Annotated in this window: 19 protein-coding genes; 12 read left to right on the forward strand and 7 right to left on the reverse strand. The window is 72.4% G+C overall.

All coding sequences use genetic code 11. From position 1 onward, the window contains the following. Window positions 1-9 precede the first annotated feature (9 nt). A complete protein-coding gene (locus J4573_RS47645) occupies window positions 10-768 on the forward strand; it encodes an SDR family NAD(P)-dependent oxidoreductase (RefSeq protein ID WP_208263058.1) in 759 nt (252 codons plus the stop codon). Between the two features lie 51 nt (window positions 769-819). On the opposite strand, the gene J4573_RS47650 is transcribed toward J4573_RS47645, so the two are convergent. Further along, window positions 820-1,626, reverse strand: coding sequence for a class I SAM-dependent methyltransferase (locus tag J4573_RS47650; protein WP_208263059.1), 807 nt, complete (start codon window positions 1,624-1,626; stop codon window positions 820-822). A 91-nt stretch (window positions 1,627-1,717) separates the two neighbouring features. Between J4573_RS47650 and J4573_RS47655 the strand changes: the two genes are divergently transcribed. From J4573_RS47655 to J4573_RS47665, 3 genes are all read left to right on the forward strand, one after another. Next, a complete protein-coding gene (locus tag J4573_RS47655) occupies window positions 1,718-3,403 on the forward strand; it encodes an AMP-binding protein (protein ID WP_208263060.1) in 1,686 nt (561 codons plus the stop codon). Window positions 3,404-3,421: 18 nt separating this feature from the next. Continuing rightward, window positions 3,422-4,210 carry a TIGR03084 family metal-binding protein gene (locus J4573_RS47660; protein WP_208263061.1) on the forward strand — a complete coding sequence of 263 codons (789 nt, stop codon included), beginning with the start codon at window positions 3,422-3,424 and terminating at the stop codon, window positions 4,208-4,210. Window positions 4,211-4,306: 96 nt separating this feature from the next. Then, window positions 4,307-4,768, forward strand: coding sequence for a universal stress protein (locus J4573_RS47665; protein WP_208263062.1), 462 nt, complete (start codon window positions 4,307-4,309; stop codon window positions 4,766-4,768). A gap of 78 nt (window positions 4,769-4,846) precedes the next feature. On the opposite strand, the gene J4573_RS47670 is transcribed toward J4573_RS47665, so the two are convergent. Beyond that, entirely contained in the window at window positions 4,847-5,356 is a 510-nt protein-coding gene (locus J4573_RS47670; RefSeq protein WP_208263063.1) for an O-acetyl-ADP-ribose deacetylase, read from the reverse strand. 359 nt (window positions 5,357-5,715) lie between these two features. On the opposite strand from J4573_RS47670, the gene J4573_RS47675 reads away from it, so the two are divergent. Further along, window positions 5,716-6,564: an NAD-dependent epimerase/dehydratase family protein gene (locus tag J4573_RS47675; protein WP_208263064.1), complete on the forward strand. Its 849-nt coding sequence runs from the start codon at window positions 5,716-5,718 to the stop codon at window positions 6,562-6,564. A gap of 142 nt (window positions 6,565-6,706) precedes the next feature. Here J4573_RS47675 and J4573_RS47680 read toward each other — a convergent pair whose 3' ends face one another. Both J4573_RS47680 and J4573_RS47685 read right to left on the reverse strand, forming a co-directional pair. After that, complete coding sequence (locus J4573_RS47680; RefSeq protein WP_208263065.1) at window positions 6,707-7,033, reverse strand: Cif family virulence factor; 327 nt, start codon at window positions 7,031-7,033, stop codon at window positions 6,707-6,709. Window positions 7,034-7,121: 88 nt separating this feature from the next. Next, window positions 7,122-7,913 (reverse strand): dioxygenase family protein, encoded by a 792-nt coding sequence (locus J4573_RS47685; RefSeq protein WP_243774757.1) that lies wholly within the window; start codon window positions 7,911-7,913, stop codon window positions 7,122-7,124. An 82-nt stretch (window positions 7,914-7,995) separates the two neighbouring features. On the opposite strand from J4573_RS47685, the gene J4573_RS47690 reads away from it, so the two are divergent. The 4 genes from J4573_RS47690 to J4573_RS47705 all read left to right on the forward strand — a co-directional run bounded on the left by J4573_RS47690 (window position 7,996) and on the right by J4573_RS47705 (window position 10,980). Further along, window positions 7,996-8,505, forward strand: a complete 510-nt coding sequence (locus J4573_RS47690; RefSeq protein ID WP_208263066.1) for a MarR family winged helix-turn-helix transcriptional regulator — start codon at window positions 7,996-7,998, stop codon at window positions 8,503-8,505. 86 nt (window positions 8,506-8,591) lie between these two features. After that, on the forward strand, window positions 8,592-9,068 hold the full coding sequence (locus J4573_RS47695) for a hypothetical protein (protein ID WP_208263067.1): 477 nt from the start codon (window positions 8,592-8,594) through the stop codon (window positions 9,066-9,068). Continuing rightward, window positions 9,069-10,361, forward strand: coding sequence for a sensor histidine kinase (locus J4573_RS47700; protein ID WP_208263068.1), 1,293 nt, complete (start codon window positions 9,069-9,071; stop codon window positions 10,359-10,361). Next, entirely contained in the window at window positions 10,339-10,980 is a 642-nt protein-coding gene (locus tag J4573_RS47705) for a response regulator transcription factor (RefSeq protein ID WP_208263069.1), read from the forward strand. Before J4573_RS47700 ends, J4573_RS47705 begins: the two co-directional genes overlap by 23 nt. An 18-nt stretch (window positions 10,981-10,998) precedes the next feature. Here J4573_RS47705 and J4573_RS47710 read toward each other — a convergent pair whose 3' ends face one another. The 3 genes from J4573_RS47710 to J4573_RS55800 are packed head-to-tail and all read right to left on the reverse strand — an operon-like array spanning window position 10,999 to window position 15,815. Then, entirely contained in the window at window positions 10,999-12,105 is a 1,107-nt protein-coding gene (locus J4573_RS47710; RefSeq protein ID WP_208263070.1) for a winged helix DNA-binding domain-containing protein, read from the reverse strand. Continuing rightward, the gene (locus tag J4573_RS47715) at window positions 12,095-12,733 is read right to left on the reverse strand and encodes a TetR/AcrR family transcriptional regulator (RefSeq protein ID WP_243774758.1); all 639 of its coding nucleotides are present in this window, start codon (window positions 12,731-12,733) and stop codon (window positions 12,095-12,097) included. Before J4573_RS47715 ends, J4573_RS47710 begins: the two co-directional genes overlap by 11 nt. Window positions 12,734-12,770: 37 nt before the next feature. After that, the gene (locus tag J4573_RS55800) at window positions 12,771-15,815 is read right to left on the reverse strand and encodes a helix-turn-helix transcriptional regulator (protein ID WP_208263071.1); all 3,045 of its coding nucleotides are present in this window, start codon (window positions 15,813-15,815) and stop codon (window positions 12,771-12,773) included. A gap of 107 nt (window positions 15,816-15,922) precedes the next feature. Between J4573_RS55800 and J4573_RS47725 the strand changes: the two genes are divergently transcribed. The 3 genes from J4573_RS47725 to J4573_RS47735 all read left to right on the forward strand — a co-directional run bounded on the left by J4573_RS47725 (window position 15,923) and on the right by J4573_RS47735 (window position 18,885). Then, on the forward strand, window positions 15,923-17,359 hold the full coding sequence (locus J4573_RS47725) for an MFS transporter (RefSeq protein ID WP_208263072.1): 1,437 nt from the start codon (window positions 15,923-15,925) through the stop codon (window positions 17,357-17,359). A 72-nt stretch (window positions 17,360-17,431) separates the two neighbouring features. Continuing rightward, a complete protein-coding gene (locus J4573_RS47730) occupies window positions 17,432-18,271 on the forward strand; it encodes a class I SAM-dependent methyltransferase (protein WP_208263073.1) in 840 nt (279 codons plus the stop codon). Next, the gene (locus tag J4573_RS47735) at window positions 18,271-18,885 is read left to right on the forward strand and encodes a TetR/AcrR family transcriptional regulator (protein ID WP_208263074.1); all 615 of its coding nucleotides are present in this window, start codon (window positions 18,271-18,273) and stop codon (window positions 18,883-18,885) included. The genes J4573_RS47730 and J4573_RS47735 overlap by 1 nt, the downstream gene beginning before the upstream one ends. Window positions 18,886-18,910: the final 25 nt, after the last annotated feature.

Raw genomic sequence — 18,910 nt, forward strand, 5'->3', positions numbered from 1 at the left:
CTGGTGGGCATGCGTAAGACGGCGGTGATCACCGGAGCAAGCAGTGGAATCGGCGCGGCCACGGCCAGGCGCCTGGCGGCGGAGGGCTTCAACGTCGTCCTGGCGGCCCGCCGCAAGGACCGCCTGGACGCCCTCGCCAAGGAGATCTCCGAGGGGGCGCCGGGCGCGGGCAGGGTCGCGTCCGTCGTCCTGGACGTGACCTCGCAGGAGTCGGTGGACGCGATGGCCGCCGGGCTCGCCGACTGCCACGTGCTGGTCAACAACGCGGGCGGCGCGATCGGCCTGGAGACGGTCGCCAGCGCCGATCCCGCGGACTGGCAGGCGATGTACGACACCAACGTGCTCGGCCTGCTCCGCGTCTCCAAGGCCCTGCTGCCCAAGATGATCGCGAGCGGCGCGGGCCACGTCGTCAACATCACCTCGCTGGCCGCGCACGCCAACTACGAGGGCGGCGCCGGCTACAACGCCGCCAAGCACGCCGCGTACGCGGTGAACGAGGTCATGCGGCTGGAGCTGGTCGCCGAGCCGGTGCGGATCACCGAGATCGCGCCGGGCCTGGTCAAGACGGAGGAGTTCAGCCTGGTCCGGTTCCGCGGCGACTCCTCCAAGGCCGACAAGCCCTACGAGGGCGTGCCCGACCCGCTGGTCGCCGACGACATCGCCGACTGCGTCGCCTGGGCCGTCACCCGTCCGGCGCACGTCAACATCGACCGCATCGACGTTCAGCCGCGGGTCCAGGCCGCTCCCCACAAGCTCCACCGCATCTGAGCCCTTTGCCCGAGCTCTATGCCCTGAGCCTCGAGCTCCGAGCTCTGGCCCTCAGCTGACGGCTTCCCAGGGGAGGGTGACCTCGCCGAGGCGCCAGCGCCCCCGTCCTCCGTACGGGGGGCTGGTGAGGACGGGGTGGGTGTGGGCCAGGAGCTTCACCGCTTCGATCCAGCGGGCGCGTGGCCCGAAGGCCGAGTGGGGTGCCGCCGTTGCCCAGCAGCGGTCGAAGTCGGTGAGGAACGCGTGGACCCGCTCCCCCGGCACGTTGCGGTGGATGAGGGTCTTGGGCAGCCGTTCGGCCAACTCCGACGGGTGGTCCAGGGTCGGCAGATGCGCGGCGAAGGTGATGGTCTGCGGGCCGAGGGCGTTCAGCGTCACCCAGACGGCCCGGCGGCCGACTTCGTTGCACGTTCCCTCAACGAGCACGCCTGACGAGGCCAGCTTGGCGCACAGGCCCTCCCAGGCATGCCATGCGGCCTCCTCGTCGTACTGCCGGAGAACGTTGAGGGCCCGCACCAGGACGGGCGGGCGGTTCACTGGGAGCTCGAAGCCGCCGCGCCTGAACGACAGGCCGTCGATGGGGTGCTCGGCCAGATAAGCCTGCCCCGCAGCAACTCGGTCGGGCTCGATCTCGATTCCCACGACTTCAAGGGCCGGGGCCACGGCGCGAAGGCGCGTGTAGAGCTCGACCGTGGTCACCGGGGAAGCGCCATAGCCGAGGTCGATCGCCAGGGGGTGTGACCGCGAATGCAGGGGGCCGGCCTGGGTGGCCGCTATCCAGCGGTCGATGCGGCGCAGCCGGTTGGGGGCGGTCGTGCCGCGGGTGATCTCCCCCTCGGGCTTCTGCGTCCTGGCCACGGGCTCATCTTGCCGTTCCGACCCCACTGAACGAGATTCGGTAAGCGGTCGGTTACGGTGATTCCCAGGTCACCTCACCCCAGGAGCGCCGATGCCCGAACTCGACCTCGCGACCCTGCACGAGGCCATCGCGGCCGCGATCCCCGACCGCGAATGCGTGGTCACTCCGGACCGCAGGCTGACGTGGCGGCAGGTCACCGAGCGGAGCAGGCGGCTGGCGCACGTGCTGCACGGGCACGGCCTCGGCCGCCACGAGCGGGCAGTCGAGCCGTGGGAGTCGCAGCACGACCACGTGGCGCTCTACCTGCACAACGGGCCCGAATACCTGGAAGGGCTGCTCGGCGCGCACAAGGCGCGGGTCGCCCCGTTCAACGTCAACTACCGCTACGTGGACGACGAGCTCGCCCAGCTGTTCGCCGATGCGCGACCCGGCGCGATCGTCTTTCACGCCTGTTTCGCCGCGGCGATCGAACGGGTCGTGCGGCGCCTCGGCATCACGCCGCTGCTCCTCCAGGTCGCCGACTCCTCGGGTGAACGGCTGCTGGACGGCGCCCTGGACTACGAGGCCGCGCTGGCGGCCGCCTCGACCGAGCCGCTGGACGTACGGCCGGACGCGGGTGACCTGCACATCCTCTACACGGGCGGGACCACGGGCCTGCCCAAGGGCGTGCTGTGGCGGATCGGCGACCTGATGGTCGGGCCGCTCGGCCTCACCCGCCGCGACGGGACCGCGATCGACGACCTCACCGAGGCGGTCGCGCGGGCGGAACGGGGCGCGCACCGGGTGCTGATCGGGCCGCCGCTGATGCACGGCGCCGGGACCTGGTCGGCGCTCGGCGGCTGGTGCGGCGGCGCGTGCGTGGTCTTTCCCGAACGGGTGGACGGCATGGACGCGGCCGACCTGATGGCGACCGCCGAGCGGGAACGGGTCACCCGGATGCCGATGGTCGGCGACGCGTTCGCGCGGCCGATCGTCGAGGTGCTGGAGCGCGGCTCGTACGACCTGTCCACGCTGCGCACCATGCTCAACTCGGCCGCGGCCATCAGCCCCGACGTCAAGCGGCGGCTCATGGAGCGGCTGCCCACCACGCGGATCGTCGACGTGCTGGGGTCGTCGGAGAGCGGGTTCGCGGTGACCCGCAGCGGCTCGGCGGACCGGCCGTTCGCGCCCGCGCCGGGGGCGGCGGTACTGAGCGCGGACCGCACGCGGCGGCTCGCGCCCGGCGAGGACGAGCTGGGGTGGCTGGCCAAGGGCGGCGGGCGGGTGCCGCTCGGTTATCTGAACGACCCGGACAAGACGGCCTCGACGTTCATCACGGTGGACGGAGAGCGGCTGGTGGTCGCCGGGGACCGGGCTCGGCTGCTCGCCGACGGGACCGTGGAGGTGCACGGGCGGGAGGCCACGACGATCAACACCGGCGGCGAGAAGGTGTTCGCCGAGGAGGTCGAGGGCGTGCTGCGGGACCTGCCGGGGGTGGCCGACGCGCTGGTGGTCGGGCGGCCGAGCGAACGCTGGGGCACCGAGATCGTGGCCGTCCTGCGGCTCGCGCCGGGCGCGGAGGCGGGCGGCGAAGCAGGCAGCGAGGCAGACGAGGCAGGCGGCGAGGCAGACGAGGCAGGGGGCGAGACGAGCGACGAGCGGCTGCGCGAGGGCTGCGCGGTCCATCTGGCCCGCTACAAGATTCCCAAGGCGTTCGTGCGGACGGGCGAGGGGCTGCGGCTGCCGAACGGCAAGGCCGACTACGCCGCCGCCCGCGCCCTTGTGGACGGCCTCTGAATCTGATTCGGTTTGACCATGCCCGATCTCCGTGACCTGCTCGCCGACCTGTCCGCCGAGGGCGAATCACTGGACGCCCTCGTCGCGCCGCTGGCCCCGGCCGGCTGGGCGGCGCCGACGCCCGCCGAGGGCTGGACGATCGCCCACCAGATCGCGCACCTGGCCTGGACCGACCGGCAGTCCGTCGCGGCGGCCACGGACGCGGCGGCGTTCGCCGAGATCTTCGAGCAGGCGCTGGCCGACGCGGACGGGTTCGTCGACAAGGGCGCCGAGGACGGCGCCAAGGAGAGCCCGCGACAACTTCTGGAGGGCTGGCGGGACGGGCGGCGCCGGATGGTCGAGGCCCTGGCGGCCGTACCGCCGGGCACGAAGCTGCCGTGGTTCGGCCCGCCGATGGGCGCCGCGTCCATGGCCACCGCCCGGCTGATGGAGACCTGGGCGCACGGCCAGGACGTCGCCGACGCGCTCGGCGTGCGGCGCGAGCCCACCGCACGGCTGCGGCACGTGGCCCACATCGGGGTCCGTACGCGCGACTTCGCGTTCCAGATCCGCGGTCTCACGCCGCCCGCCGAGCAGTTCCGGGTCGCGCTGGCCGGGCCGGACGGCGGCGAGTGGGCCTGGGGGCCCGAGGACGCCGCGCAGTCGGTGACCGGACCGGCTGTGGACTTCTGCCTGCTGGTGACGCAGCGGCGGCACCGCGCCGATCTCGCGCTGGCCACCGAGGGCGAGGACGCGGACCGGTGGCTCGATCTGGCCCAGGCCTTCGCGGGCCCGCCCGGCCCCGGCAGGGCGCCCGCCGCCGTATAAGCCCGGCTCGCGGGCCCCGACCCGACGGGCTGCGATCTTGGCGAGTCTTGACTCTGGCGACGTTCGGACCGGCCGGAAAGCGGACATGGGTCCGGTATGACCATCCTCATCGCCTATGACGGGTCGGACGACTCCAAGACCGCGGTGGAGCGCGCCGCCGGGCTGCTGCGGCCCGTGCCCGCCGTGGTCCTCACCGTCTGGGAGCCGCTGCTGATGCAGCTCGCCCGCACCACGCTGGTCGCGCCCGGCCCGCTGATCGACGGCAACGACATGGAGCTCCAGAAGGAGCAGCAGGAGCAGGCCGCGCAGACCGCCGAGGAGGGCGCGGACATCGCCCGCCGGGCCGGGCTGCCCGACGCCGTCGCGCGGTCCGAGGCCACCAGCGGCCCGATCTGGTCGACGATCGTGGACGTGGCCGCCGACATCGAGGCGACCCTGCTGGTGACCGGAACCCGAGGTCTCGGGCGGGCCAAGTCGGTGCTGCTCGGCAGCGTCTCCGACCGCATCCTGCATCACGCCGGACGCCCGGTCCTGATCATCCGGCACGACGACGACTAACCCGCCGATCTTGCTCTGAGCGCCCTTGAATCCGTCGGATGAGGGCGCTGAGAGCAAGATCGGCGAGGTTGTGGGGGGCTAGGAGGCGAGGGCGAGCTCGAACGCGGCGAACGCCTCGGCGGTGAACAGGACGAACCTGGCCTCCTCGACCCGCGAGGGCGTCGCCCGTACGGTCCCGACCGCGATGCGCGCCGCGTCGTTCATCGGCCAGCCGTAAATCCCCGCGGATACCGCCGGGAACGCGATCGTCCGGACGCCGAGCTCGGCCGCGACGCGCAGCGACTCGCGATAGCAGGAGGCCAGCAGGGCGGAACGGTCCTCGCCCGCCGAATAGACCGGGCCGACCGTGTGGATCACCCACGTGGCGGGCAGCTCGCCCGCCGTGGTGGCGACCGCCTGGCCGGTGGGCAGGCCGCCCCCGTAATGGGACGCGCGGAGCCTGCGGCAGTCCTCCAGGATCGCCGGGCCGCCCCTGCGGTGGATGGCGCCGTCGACGCCACCCCCGCCGAGCAGGGAAGAGTTGGCCGCGTTCACCACCGCGTCCACCTTCTGCCCGGTGATGTCCCCCCGGATCAACGTGATCTGCATCCGGTCCTCACCTCCCCGCACCAGACTTTCATCCGGCGATCAGGCCGTCGAGACCGGCGTCATCTCGTGTTTGGCCCGTATTCGGCCATTCGCAAGATGAGTTTCGGACAACCAGCCCGATCCCCGTTTCGCGAGCTCATGGCGGTATGGTCGTGCCAGAGCCGTCCCAGGTGGGAAGGCTCTCCTGGGTCGGGGGCTGCACCCGGGCGACGGTCCGACTGAAAAGGATGGCCGCCTGTAGTCCGACCGGATACGGCGAGTAGGCACCGATTCGCCGTGCCGGGCGTGACCTGGAGAGAGTCTCTGCCTATCCTGCCGAGAGGCGGCCACAAGGACGTGTAGTCGTGGAGGTACCCCCCTTGAAGATTCTTGTCGCCGGCGCGACCGGTGTCGTCGGCCGCCGGCTGGTTCCCCAGCTGGTCCAGGCCGGCCACGAGGTCGCCGGGACGACCCGGCGTCCCGAGCGGGCCGGCTCCATCACGCAGCAGCACGCCAAGCCCCTGGTCCTGGACGTCCTGGACGCCGAGGCCGTGTACGCGACGATCGCCGCCGAGCGGCCGGACGTCATCGTGCACCAGCTGACCGACCTCAGCACCGAGGACTTCGCGGCCAACTCCCGGCTGCGGGTAGAGGGCACCCGCAACCTCGTCGAGGCCGCGAAGGCGGCCGGCGTGGAGGCCATGATCGCCCAGAGCATCGCCTGGCTGTACGTGCCGGGCGACTCGCCCGCCGTCGAGACCGACCCGCTCGACCCGACGCTGCCGCCCTACGAGGGCGTCGCCGCGCTGGAGAACGCGGTCGCCGAGATGCCGCGCGGCGTCGTGCTGCGGTACGGCGCGCTCTACGGACCGGGCACCTGGTACGCGCCGGACGGCGCCATCGCCGAGCGGGTGCGGGCCGGGAGCCTGCGGCCCACCCCGGCGTGGACGTCGTTCGTGCACGCCGACGATGCGGCGGCGGCCGCCCTGGCCGCGCTCGACTGGCCCGCCGGGCCGGTCAACATCGTCGACGACGAGCCGGCGACCACCGCCGAGTGGCTGCCGGTCTACAGCGCGGCGCTGGGTGCTCCCGTTCCGGGCAAGGCCCGGCACGCCGCCGCCACGGGACGGGCGGTGTCCAACGCGAAGGCCCTGGACCTGGGCTGGAAGCCGCGGATCCCGTCCTGGCGCATCGGCTTCACCGACGCGGAGACCGCGGGTCAGGCCTGACCGGCCCGGCGTCGCGGCCTCCGTGCCCGGCCCGCGTTCCCGGCCTAGCGCCCGGCCCGCGTTCCCGGCCTAGCGCCCGGCCTGCGGGTGCGGGCTCAGCGCCAGGCCTCGGCGCCCGGCGTTCGTACGGCGGGCCATGGCGTCATGCCTGGCCGGTGTCGAAGCGGCTGATCCGGTCGCCCTGGACGGTGAAGTCCCAGCGGGTGTTCATCGCTCCCCAGGTGTCGTTGCCGAACTTGACGATCATGCCGAGGCCGCCGGGCTCCTCGCGGCGCACGTCGAACCGGCCGTTGGCGTCGAAGATCTCGTGGTCGGCCCACTGAGCGAGGTCTCGCGGGCTCCCGTCGTCGGTCATGGTGGCCCCCGGGGTGAGCAGCGCCATGAAGGCCGCCCGGTCGCCGTTGTTGATGGCCTCTGCGAACGCACGCACGACCGGATGGGCCGGCAGGCGGAAGGTGGACGTCGTCATGGGGACCAGTCAACGCGCCGCTCGTTCACCCACAGCCCTCACGAGGGTCAAGAATGCGGTGATCAGGGCGAATCGCCCCGTCTAGTGCTCAGCCGAACTGGAACGACCGCTTGGCCAGCCCGAACCAGAATCCGTCGATCACCGACCGGCGCCCGGACGGCGCGTCGGCGTCCGCGCCCAAAGACACGAACAGCGGCGCGAAGTGCTCGGTGCGCGGGTGCGCGATCCGCGCGGCGGGGGCCTTGTCGCGGAAGTCCAGCAGCGCGTCGACGTCGCCGCCGCCGACGGCCCGTTCCGCCCAGTCGTCGAACTCCACCGACCACGCGGGCGGCTCGGCGTCGGCGCCCGGCCGCATCTCGCGCAGGTTGTGGGTGGTGAACCCGCTGCCGACGATCAGCACGCCCTGGTCGCGCAGCGGCGCCAGGCGCCGTCCCACCTCGAAGAGCCGCTCGGGCTCCAGCGTCGGCATGGACATCTGGAGCACCGGCACGTCCGCGTCCGGATACATCTCGACGAGCGGGACGTACGCGCCGTGGTCGAGCCCGCGCTCGGTGTCCTGGTGGGTCTCGGGCAGCAGCTTGCCCACCTCGGCGGCCAGCGCGGGCGCGCCGGGCGCCGCGTACTGAACGTCGTAGTAGTGCTGCGGGAAGCCCCAGAAGTCGTAGATCAGCGGCACCGTGCGGGTCGCGCCGATACTGAGCGGCGCCTCCTCCCAGTGGGCCGACACCATGAGGATCGAGGTCGGCTTGGGGATCTCCGCCGACCAGCGCGCGAGCTGGCCGGTCCAGACCTCGTCGTCGGCGAGGGGCGGCGCGCCATGGCTGAGGTAGAGCACCGGCATCCGCGACATGGCGACCTCCCGATCGACATAGTTGAGCATTCAAGCTTCCCTGAAGAGAGTACGCGACCGGGGTTGATTGTTCAAATTTTGAACGCTCAAATGATCGGATAAACTGGACACCATGAGCGAGACGCGGTGGCTGGACGACGACGAGCAGCGGACCTGGCGGGCCTTCCTGTGGACCACCCGCCTGCTGAACGACGCCCTGGACCGCCAGCTCCAGCGCGACTCCGGCATGCCGCACACCTACTACATGATCTTGGCGATGCTGTCGGAGGCCCCCGGCCGCAAGCTCACCATGACCGAGCTCGCCCGGATCGTCCACTCGTCCCCGAGCCGCCTCTCGCACGCGGTCAACCGGCTGGAGGAGTCGGGCTGGGTGCGCCGCACCAAGCTCTCCTGTGACCGCCGCACCACCATCGCCGAGCTGACCGACGAGGGCTTCGAGGTCCTGAAGGAGGCCGCGCCCGGCCACGTGAAGGCCGTACGCGAGGTCCTGTTCGACCCGCTCACCCGCGACCAGGTCGCGGAGCTGCGCGGGACCCTGCAGACGCTGATGGACTCCCTGAACGCCGACGTCGAGACCTGCGAGGCCAGCGGAGCCGAGGCGGACACCGTAGAGGCCTGCTGAGGACCTGCCAGGTGGGGTAAACCGAACCCCCGATCCCCGTACGTCCACGATCGACCCGGGCACACCCCGAACGCGAGCCTTGAGGCATGCGCTCGTCACTCGCAGCACCCGCCGCCCGGCCCGTCCTCGCGGCGCCCTTCACCGCCGACACCTGGCGTCGTACGGCCTACGCCGTCGTCGCGCTCCCCGCGACCCTGCCTTCGCTCATCGGCCGCCCCGCGCAGCCTGCGCTCGCCCGGCGCTTCCTGGGCACGCCCCTGCCGGCCCGGCGCCGCCCCTTCCGTACGGCCCTCCATGCCCTCGTGAGCCTGCCGCTCAACCTGCTGGCGTTCCTCATCGCGATGTACGGCTGGAGCCTGGTCCTGGCCAACCTCCTCTACCCGCTGCGGATCGCCGTCTTCGGCGGCACGTGGGAGGACGCCTGGGGAGGCCCGACGCTTGCGGGGGCATGGGCCGTCCACAGCCTCGGCGGATTCGCGTTCCTGTTCATCACTCCGCTGCTGCTCCGGTGGGTGACGCGCGTCCAGGAGCGACTGATCGTGCGCGTAGTGAAAGATGTGTGAATGAGCACGGTCAGGGCCATCCTGCGGGCGCCGTTCACGGGACGCGCCTGGCGGGAGCTGCTCTACGCGCTGATCTCGATGCCGCTCTCGCTCGTCGCCCTCGCCTACGTCATCGTCGCCGGGCTTCCGATGGCGATCCTGGCGGTCACCAGGGCCGGGCCGCGCATGGAAGCGGTCGGCCTGCGCGGGGCACGGCGGCTCAGCGACCTCTACCGCGAGCTGGCCGCGCGGTTGCTGCACGAACGCGTCGCGTCCCCCGCCCCCGCTCCACCCGGCCGTGCCGCCTACGACCCCGCCGGGTACCGGGCGTTCGGCTACCTGGCGGTGAAGCTCCCCCTGGGCCTCGCCACGCTTTACGCCGTCTCGGTGACCTGGGGCTGGGGCTTCGTCGGCCTGACCTACCCGATCCAGCTCCCGCTGCGTCTGAACGACGTGAAGACGGTCGCTCCCGACGGCGGCGTCCGGCACGGCTTCGTCCTCGGCGACGTCATCTTCGACACCTGGCAGCGCAGCCTGCTGGTGGCGGCCGGGGGTGCGGTCCTGCTGCTCGTCGCGCCCTGGGCCGTACGGCTGATCGCGAGCCTGGACCTGCTGCTCATCCGCACCCTCCTGGGCCCGAACGAGACCGAGCGGATCCGCGACCTGGAGGAGACGCGGGCGCTGGCGGTCGACGACGCCGTGGCGACGCTCCGGCGCATCGAACGGGATCTGCACGACGGGGCGCAGGTGCGGCTGATCTCGCTGGTCATGAACCTGGCGATGATGAAGGAGACGCTGCCGCCCGACGTTCCGGAGGCGACGCGGAACATGGTGGCCGCCGCCGAGGAGGAGGCGCGCGGGGCCATCGGCGAGCTGCGCGAACTGGTGCGCGGTATCCATCCGCCTGTTCTGGACAAGGGCCTGGACGTGGCGCTGGCCACGCTCGGCGCCCGCAGCGCGGTCCCGGTGGAGCTGGACACCCACCTGCCCGAACGTCCCTCCGCGGCCATCGAGTCCATCGCCTACTTCTGCGTCGCCGAGCTGCTGGCCAACGTCGCCAAGCACGCCGAGGCGACGCAGGCCCTGGTCAGCGTCGTCGCTCAGGGCGGCACGAACCTGCGCGTCCGCGTCACCGACGACGGCAGGGGCGGCGCGGCGCTCGGCGCCGGCACGGGCCTCACCGGGCTGCTCGACCGGATCCGACCGGTGGACGGCCGCCTGGACATCCAGAGCCCGCCCGGCGGCCCTACGGTTGTCACCGTCGACCTCCCACTACCGGCCGCGGAGAAGTATGCGCATCGTGATCGCGGATGACGCCGTCATCCTGCGCGAGGGACTGACCCAGTTGCTCGGCATGCGCGGCCACGAGGTGGTCGCCTCGGTCGGCGACGCGGACGCGCTGCGCGCGGCCGTGGCCGAGCACGCGCCCGACGTCGCGGTGATCGACATCCGGATGCCGCCGACGCACACCGACGAGGGCCTGCGCGCCGCGCTCGAACTGCGCCGCGACCATCCGGGCCTCGGGCTGCTGCTCTTCTCGCAGTACGTGGAGACGCGCTACGCCGCCGAGCTGCTCGCCCAGGCGCCTGCGGGCGTCGGCTACCTGCTCAAGGAGCGCGTCTCCGACCTGAACGAGTTCGTGGACGCGCTGACCCGGGTCGCGGGCGGCGGCACCGCCCTGGACCCCGAGGTCGTCTCCCACCTGCTGAACTCGCGCCGCGCCGACGCCCTCGCGGGCCTGACCCCGCGCGAACGCGAGGTCCTGGCCCTGATGGCGGAGGGCCGTACCAACGCCGCGATCGCGGCCTCGCTGGTCGTCACCGACCGTGCCGTCGAGAAGCACGTCGCCAACATCTTCACCAAGCTCGGCCTGCCGCCGTCGGGCACCGGCCACCGCCGGGTCCTGGCCGTCCTGCGCTACCTGGAGGCCTAGCGGCCTGGGCGAGCCGTCTCAGACGAATTCGACCGCGGCGTGCTCCTTGGCGTCGGGGTGCGCGGCGTTCAGCAGGCGGGCGCCCTCCTCGGCCAGCGCGGTCTCGTCGGAGGAGGAGACGCGGTCGAAGAGCTCGATCCGCAACGTGGCCACGCCGCGCTTCTTCTCCATCTTCCACATCCCCGCGACGAACCCGTCCACGAGGACGGTGGCGCGGATGATGCCGTTGATGGTGAAGACGCGCTTGCGGTGCTCCTCGCTGATGACGCGGGTCCGGTCGGCGTGCGAGAGCGTCAGGTTGTCGAAGTCCGGAACGAACCGGATCGGCGCGGGGGTGTCGGGAGCGGGGCGGGGAGCGTCGGGCAGGTCGTAGAGCGTCCTGCCGTTCTCGTCGGTGAAGGTGACCAGGTCGCCCGCGACGGCTTCGACGACCTTGTTCAGGCCGGTCAGCCCGGACCAGTGCTGCATGTCCATCACGGTCGCCGGTCCGAACGCGGCCAGGTAGCGCAGGACCATCCGTTCCAGCGACGACTCGACGGCGTCCGTGGCCTCGCCCAGCCACGCGTCCAGGGTGGTGTGGGTGGCCAGGCCGGGCTTGCCCCAGATACCGCGCGGCGGGACCTGGACGAGCGGGATCATCGAACGGGCCGCCCAGTTGACCACGTCGGGCTCGTGGTCGGGGAAGTGCCCGGCCAGCAGCGCCCGCATCTCCTTGTCGGTGCGCGGCTGCTCGGCGAACAGCTTGGCGGCCGTGTCCCGTACGGCGGCCAGGTCGATGCCGTTCACGTCGCGCCCGCCCGACCCGGTCGCGACGGCGCGTTCCATCAGCGGCTGGGTGAGCGGCCGCAGGAAGCGCGCGTCGCGGGCGCTGACCAGGTGGAGCGTGCCGCGCATCAGCACGATCCGGACCGCGCTCCGGTCGTGCATCAGGCCCGCCAGCTCGTCGAAGCCGAAGCCCTCCAGACGGGTCCAGAGCCCGACGTACGGCGGGTTGGGCGCCTGCGACTGCATCCCGACGAGATGCTCGATCGCACTCAACGCGGGCATCTCGTGCCGCCGGAGCAGGAGCTGGCGGTCGAGGTAGGCCCGGTTGAGCGCGCGGCGGTCCAGTAGGTCAATCGTCATATCGCCCCCTCAGCTCCTGCCAGTTCGGAGGGGGGCCGGGGAGCTCCTCCGCTTCGGGCATGTGGAGCGCGGACAGGAAGAGCTCCAGGTAGCGGTGCTGGAGCCGGTTCATCCGGGCATCATCGCCGATCCGGATGGTGTGCAGGTGCTCCAGCATGACCGAGATGTCGCCGACCTCGATGTCGGACCGGAGCGCGCCCGCCCCCTTGGTGCGTTCCAGGAGCTGAACGGTGGCCATGTGGATGTCGCGGCCCTTCTGCGACATCTCCTCGGTGACCGGAAAACTGCCCGCCAGGCGCATCGTGAGGGAGCCCGCGCCGATGTCCAGGCAGCGGCGCATGAAGTCGGCGAACGAGACCCAGGCGTCACGGTCGTCGGCGAGCGCCTGCTGGACCTGGGCCAGGTAGCGGTCCATCCCGTCGTCGGCGAGCCGCTGGAGCAGTTCCTCTTTGCTCTTGTAGCGCCGGTAGAGGGCACTGATCCCGACTCCGGCGTGCTCGGCGACGGCCGAGATCGGCGCGCCGGGATCCGCGGTGAAGACGGCCCGCGCCGCCTCGCGGATCAGCTCGTCGTTCCTGGCCGCTTGGGCTTTCCGGCCGCTCATGGGCGGCTGCGTCCTGGTCTCCATGCCACCCAGTGTAGGGGAACAGAGAATTCCGTTCTAGTCACCCCTGGTCGGCGTCGAAGAGGCGGAGGCGGTGCGCGAGGGCCGCGGCCTCCGTACGGGACGCGACCTGGAGCTTCGCCAGGATGTTGGAGACGTGGACGCCGGAGGTCTTGGCGGAGATGTAGAGCCGTTCGGCGATCTGGCGGTTACTGAGGCCGTCGGCGACCAGCCGCAGCACCTCCATCTCGCGCGGGGTCAGCCCCAAGGCCTCATTGTCCTCGGGCACGGCGAGCGGCGGGTCCGCCGATTGCTCTCGTGTGAGGCGGGCGCGGGTGGCGAAAAGCTCAAGCTCCTTGCTCAGCGGTACGGCGCCCAGGCCGGACGCGATGGACTGCGCCTCCTGAAGGCGTTCGGCCGCACCCGCCTTGTCGCCCGCCTCCGCCGCGGCCTCGGCGGCATGCCAGAGGGCGCATGCGAGTTCGTAGGGCTGTTTGAGGTCACGCCATGCCTTCGCGGCCACGTCCCAGTCCGACTCCCCCGTGAGCGCCTGGAAGGTCGCGCGCTGCGCCACCTGCACGGGCCCGTGCACGGGAAGCTGCGCGGCGAGGGCTTTGACCCTGCCGAGCAGGGCGTCCGCGTGGGCTTTGGCGGCCGTGTCCCGCACGGCGAGGGCACGGAGTTCCGCGGCCAGGCGGGCGCCGGTCACCAGCAGGGGCCAGGCGAAGCGGCTGTGGAACGAGACGTCCAGGTCCGCGAAGGCCCGTTCGAGCGCGTCGTCTGCCCGCTTCAGATCCCCCTGCGCGATCGCGAGAGCGGCCTCCAGGTCGTACAGCCGAAAGTGGAACATCTTGCCGCCGTAGCCGTCGTGCAGCACCGCGCGGGCGGAGGTGGCGGCGCGTTCGGCCTCGGCCAGGTCTCCTTCGGCGAGCGCCACGGCGCCGAGGCTGATCAGGCTCACGGCGCGGAAGAGCGGCGGCGGGTCCAGCGCGAGGCTGTCACGGATGAGCGCGCGGGCCTCCGCCCAGCGACCGAGCGCGACGAGCGGCTCGGCGCCGTGCGCGGCCGAGCCGACGCCCTGGTCGCGCGCGAGTCCGGAACGTTCGGCGGCGGCGATGCTCTGCGCCGCCAGCTCCCACGCCCGCTCGTGCCGCCCCGCGCCGTGGTGGGCGTCGGCCTCGGCCATGATCGCCACGGTCAGCACGGCGGCGGTGTCGGCGCCGCCGCGTGCGACCTCGACCGCCTGCTCGTACATCTCGATGCTCGCGTCCAGGTCGCCGTCGAAGCCCGCGAGCGAGGCCAGCGTGACCAGCGCCCACGCCTGCATGCGGGCGTCGCCCGTGGCCCGGCCGGCGGCCAGCGCCTCGGTCGCGACCGTGCGGGCCTCGGCGGGCTGGGACAGCAGGAAGAGCCGGTTGGCGAGCATGCCGAGCAGGCGGCCGCGGGCACGGCTGGGCGGATCGGCGGGCAGCAGCGCGATGCCAGAGCGCAGATCGTCCAGGGCGTCCTCGCCGAGCCGGTGCCGCAGCGTGCTGCGCAGCTCCAGCAACGCCGCCACACGCGAGGCGTCGCGGTCGCCGAGCTCCTCGATCGCCGCCGTCGCCAGCGCGACCCCACACTCGGCCTCACCGGAGGCGAGCGCGGCCTCGACGCCGCGTTCCAGCACGACCACATGGTCGATGCTGAGCGTCCTCGCGGCGTCCGGGACGCGCTCCCACAGCTCCAGGACGCGGCTGAGCATCCGCCTGCGTTCGGGATGGGCGTAGGCGGCACCGGCGGCCGCGGCGGCGCGCCAGGCCGCGATGAGGGCGCGCCGCCGGTCGCCCGCCGCGTACCAGTGCGCGGCCTTCGCGGCGGGCGCGCGGCCGGTCGGCACGAGGGCCGCGTCGAGGTCCAGGGCCCCGCCCGCCCGCGCGTGCAGGCGGCGGCGCTCGCTCGGCAGCAGATCCTCGTAGACGGCCTGCCGCACGAGATCGTGCCGGAAGAGGTAGCAGTAACAGTCGTCGGCGGGCCGCAGCAGGCCGATGTCCACGGCGGGCCGCAGCGCCGCCTCCAGCGCGAGGTCGTCCAGCCCGGTGACGGCGGCGAGCAGCTCGTGCCCGACCGTGCCGCCGATCACCGATCCGGCCCGGACGACCTGCCGCGTCTCCTCCGGCAGCCGCCGGAGACCCGACAGCAGGAGATCGCGCAGCGGCACGGGCGTCGCGGTCGCCGGTCCCTCGTCCGCGAGCGCCTCGGCGAAGAGCGGATTGCCCTCGCTCCGGCGGTGGATCTCGTGCGCCAGGGCGGGCGCCGGGTCGCGGCCCAGGCGCGCGGCGAGCAGCTCGCGGACCTCCTCGCGGGCGAGCGGCGCCGGGGCCAGGTGGACCACGTTCGGCAGCCGGACCAGGCCCGCGACCAGCGAACGCAGCGGGTCGGCGTCGGCCAGGTCGCTGGTCCGGTACGTGCCGACGATGAGGACGCCGGGGCGGGTCAGGTTGCGGACGAGGAAGGCCAGCAGCTCGCGGCTCGACGGGTCGGCCCAGTGCAGGTCCTCGAAGATCAGGATGAGCGGCCGTTCCGCGGCGGCGCCCTCCAGCAGGGCCAGCACGTCCTCGAACAGCCGCGTCCGCCCCGTCACGGGATCGGGGTCGCCCTCGGGCTCCCCGAGCACGGGCAGCCAGTGCGCCAGCCCGTGCCGCCCGCCGCCCGGAAGCAGCCGCGCCGCCCGCTCGGCGCCCAGCCGGTGAACGAGCAGCCGCATGATCATCACGTGCGGGGCGTACGCGAGCCCGTCGATCCCCGGCTCCAGGCACCCGCCCTCCAGCACCCACGCCCCATCCGCCTCGTCGCGCAGCGCGGTGTCGCGCGGACCGGTGACGCGCGGACCGGTGACGCGCGGACCGGTGACGCGCGGACCGGTGTCGCGCGGACCGGTGTCGCGCGGACCGGTGTCGCGCGGACCGGTGTCGCGCGGGCGCGCGGCGAACTCCGCGACCAGCCTGGACTTGCCGATGCCCGCCTCGCCGCCGACCAGGACGGTCACCGGCCCGGCCTCGCGGGCACGCCGGAACGCCTCGTGCAGCGCGTCCAGTTCGGCATCGCGCGCGACGAAGCTCATCGCCATCCAGCCACGTCCCTAAAGAGGCCTCGTCGGGATCTGAAGAACCCCGGGCGCCGCACTAGGTATTCCTCCCCATGCGCCGGCCCTCTTCATGATCCGACTCTCGAGGCATGAATCGTCTGTTGCTTCCCGTGATCCTCTCAGCGACGTTCATGTCGTCGTTCGACTACATGGTCGTCAACGTCGCCACGCCCTCGTTCCAGAGCGACCTGCACGCCGGTCCGGTCGCGCTGGAGCTGGTCGTGGCCGGTTACGCCTTCACCTACGCGGCGGGCCTGGTGACCGGCGGGCGCCTCGGCGACCTGTTCGGGCACCGGCGCATGTTCGCGCTCGGCATGGCCGCGTTCACCGTCGCCTCCCTCCTCTGCGGGCTCGCGCAGTCGCCCGCCCAGCTGGTGGCGTTCCGGCTCCTCCAGGGCCTCACGGCCGCCGCGATGGTGCCGCAGGTGCTGGCGCTCGTCACGACCGCCGTCCCGGCGCCGGAACGTCCCCGCGCGATGGCCTGGTTCGGGGCGGTGCTCGGCGGCGGCGGGGTGTGCGGGCAGGTCCTCGGCGGCCTGCTGCTGGACGCCGACATCGCCGGGCTCGGCTGGCGCCCCATCTTCCTGATCAACGTGCCGATCGGCGTGGTCGCGGTCACCGCGGCGCTGCGCCTGCTCCCCGGTGGACGCGGAACGCGGCGTCCGCGCCTGGACCCGGTCGGCGTCGTCGGGATCTCCGGCGCGCTGGCCCTCGCGCTCGTGCCGCTCGCCGCCGGCCGCGAGGAGGGCTGGCCCGCCTGGACGTGGATCTGCCTGGCCGCCTCGATCCCCGCGATGGCCGCGACGCTGCTGTGGGAACGCCGGCTGACCCGCACGGGCGGCGAGCCGCTGCTCGACCTCGGCCTCTTCCGCGCCCGCTCGTTCAACCTCGGCCTCGCGGTCAACGTCACGTTCATGACCTCGTTCGCCAGCATGAACGTGGTGCTCACGCTGCTGCTGCAGGCCGGGCTGGGCCTCAGCCCGCTCCAGGCCGGGCTCAGCTTCGGCCCGATGGCGATCCTGACGATGGTCACCTCGCTCCTGGGCCGCCGCCTCATCACGCGGTACGGCACGAAGGTCCTGCCTGCGGGCGCCCTCTTCCTCGCGCTGGGCATCCTGGCGATGGCGGTCGAGCTCCGCGCGCTCGGCGACGACGTCAACGCGGTCTGGATCCTGGTCGCGCTCTGCCTCACGGGCATCGGCGGCGGCCTCACCCTCCCGTCCGTGATCGGCGCCGTCCTGTCCGGCGTCAAGCCCGATCAGGCGGGCTCGGCCTCGGGCGTCCTGAGCACCACCCAGCAGTTCTCCGGCGCGACGGGCGTGGCCGTCATCGGCGCGATCTTCTTCGCCGCCCTCGGCTCGCACCCGGCCAGGCCCGACTACACCGGCGCCGCCGAGATCGCGCTCTGGGGCGACCTGGCCCTGGCCGCCGGAACCGTGGTCCTCACCCTCTTCCTGATCCGCCCCGCCAAGCCCGCCGCGCCCTCCCCCGCACCCCGCGAGCCCGTGCTGGACCGCCGCCTCTGATTGACATCCCGGCCACCCTCCACCCATTATGAACAAACGTTCATGAACAAGCGTTCATACCGAGGAGGAGCGATGGCCGGGATCGTCAACACCCACCAGTCCGAGGCGTGGAACGGGTACGAGGGCCGCCACTGGGCCGACCACCACGACCGCTACGACGCGCTGAACAGCACGTACAACGAACGCCTCCTGGACGCCGCAGGCGTCGGCAGCGAAACCAACGTCCTCGACATCGGCTGCGGCAACGGCCAGGTCACCAGGCAGGCCGCCCGCCGCGCCTCCCACGGATCCGCCCTGGGTGTCGATCTCTCCGGCCCGATGCTCACCACGGCCCGCCACCTAGCCGAAAGCGAAGGCATCACCAACGTGACCTTCGAGCAGGGCGACGTCCAGGTCCACCCGTTCAAGCCCGAATCCCTGGACGCGGCGATCAGCCGCTTCGCGATCATGTTCTTCGCCGACCCGGTGGCCGCGTTCACCAACATCGCTCGCGCCCTGCGCCCGAACGGCCGCCTGGCGTTCCTGAGCATGACCGACCTGGCAGGCACAGACCTCGCCACGATCATGCAGGCCCTGGCGCCGCACCTACCCCCGACCGGACAGTTCGGCAGCCACGGCAGCAGTCCCCTGTCCCTCTCCGAGCCCGCCCACATCAAGACCATCCTCACCAGCGCGGGCTTCCATGACGTCGCCACCGAGCACATCGAGGGCGAGTCGATCTGGGGCTCCGACGCCGCCGACGCAGCCGGCTTCTTCATGGGCTGGGGCCCCGTCCGCTTCAACCTCGGCGACGCCGACCCCGCCCCAGCCCACGAAGCCGTCGAGACCGCCTTCCGCCCCTTCGAACGCGACCACGCAGTGCGCCTCACCGGCACCGCCTGGCTCACAACGGCTCACTACGATGCGGGGTGATGTCACCGAGACGAGCCGCGGCCCTGCGGGGCGGAGACGTGAGCCTGCGCGACCACCTGATCGCCACGGCGGAACGCATGATCGCCGAACGCGGGTCGGCCGGGCTCACCGTGCGCGCCATCGCACGTGAGGCGGGGGTCGCCGACGGTGTCCTCTACAACCACTTCTCCGACAAGGAGGAGTTGCTGGCGCACGCGCTGAACGCGCACGTCGGTTCGGTAGAGCGAACCCTCGGCGACCTGCCCGAGCCCGGGACCGCGACCGTCGCCGAGAACCTCCACACCCACATCGAGCACGGCCTGGCTCTCCACCGGGCGATCCTCCCGGCGATGGCGGGTTTCCTCTCTCAGCCGGAGGTTCTGGCCCGCTTCTCCGACATGCACGGCAACGGGACCGGCGACTGGCGCGACCGACTGCGCGACTATCTGCACACCGAACAAGAGCTGGGGCGGCTCGCGTCCGATGCCAAGGTGGACGCCGCCGCCTCGATGATCGTCGGGGTGTGTCACGAGACCGTGCTGGGCCTGCTCTTCCAGGCCATCGCGAGCCCGCCCGCCCCGGAGCGGCTGGACGACCTGATCACCGCCGTCCTGGACGGGATAGGACTTCGATAGATAATCCAGTACGGGACGATACACT

The organism is Actinomadura barringtoniae (genome assembly GCF_017573505.1).
In the GTDB taxonomy this organism is placed as follows: Bacteria; Actinomycetota; Actinomycetes; order Streptosporangiales; family Streptosporangiaceae; genus Spirillospora; species Spirillospora barringtoniae.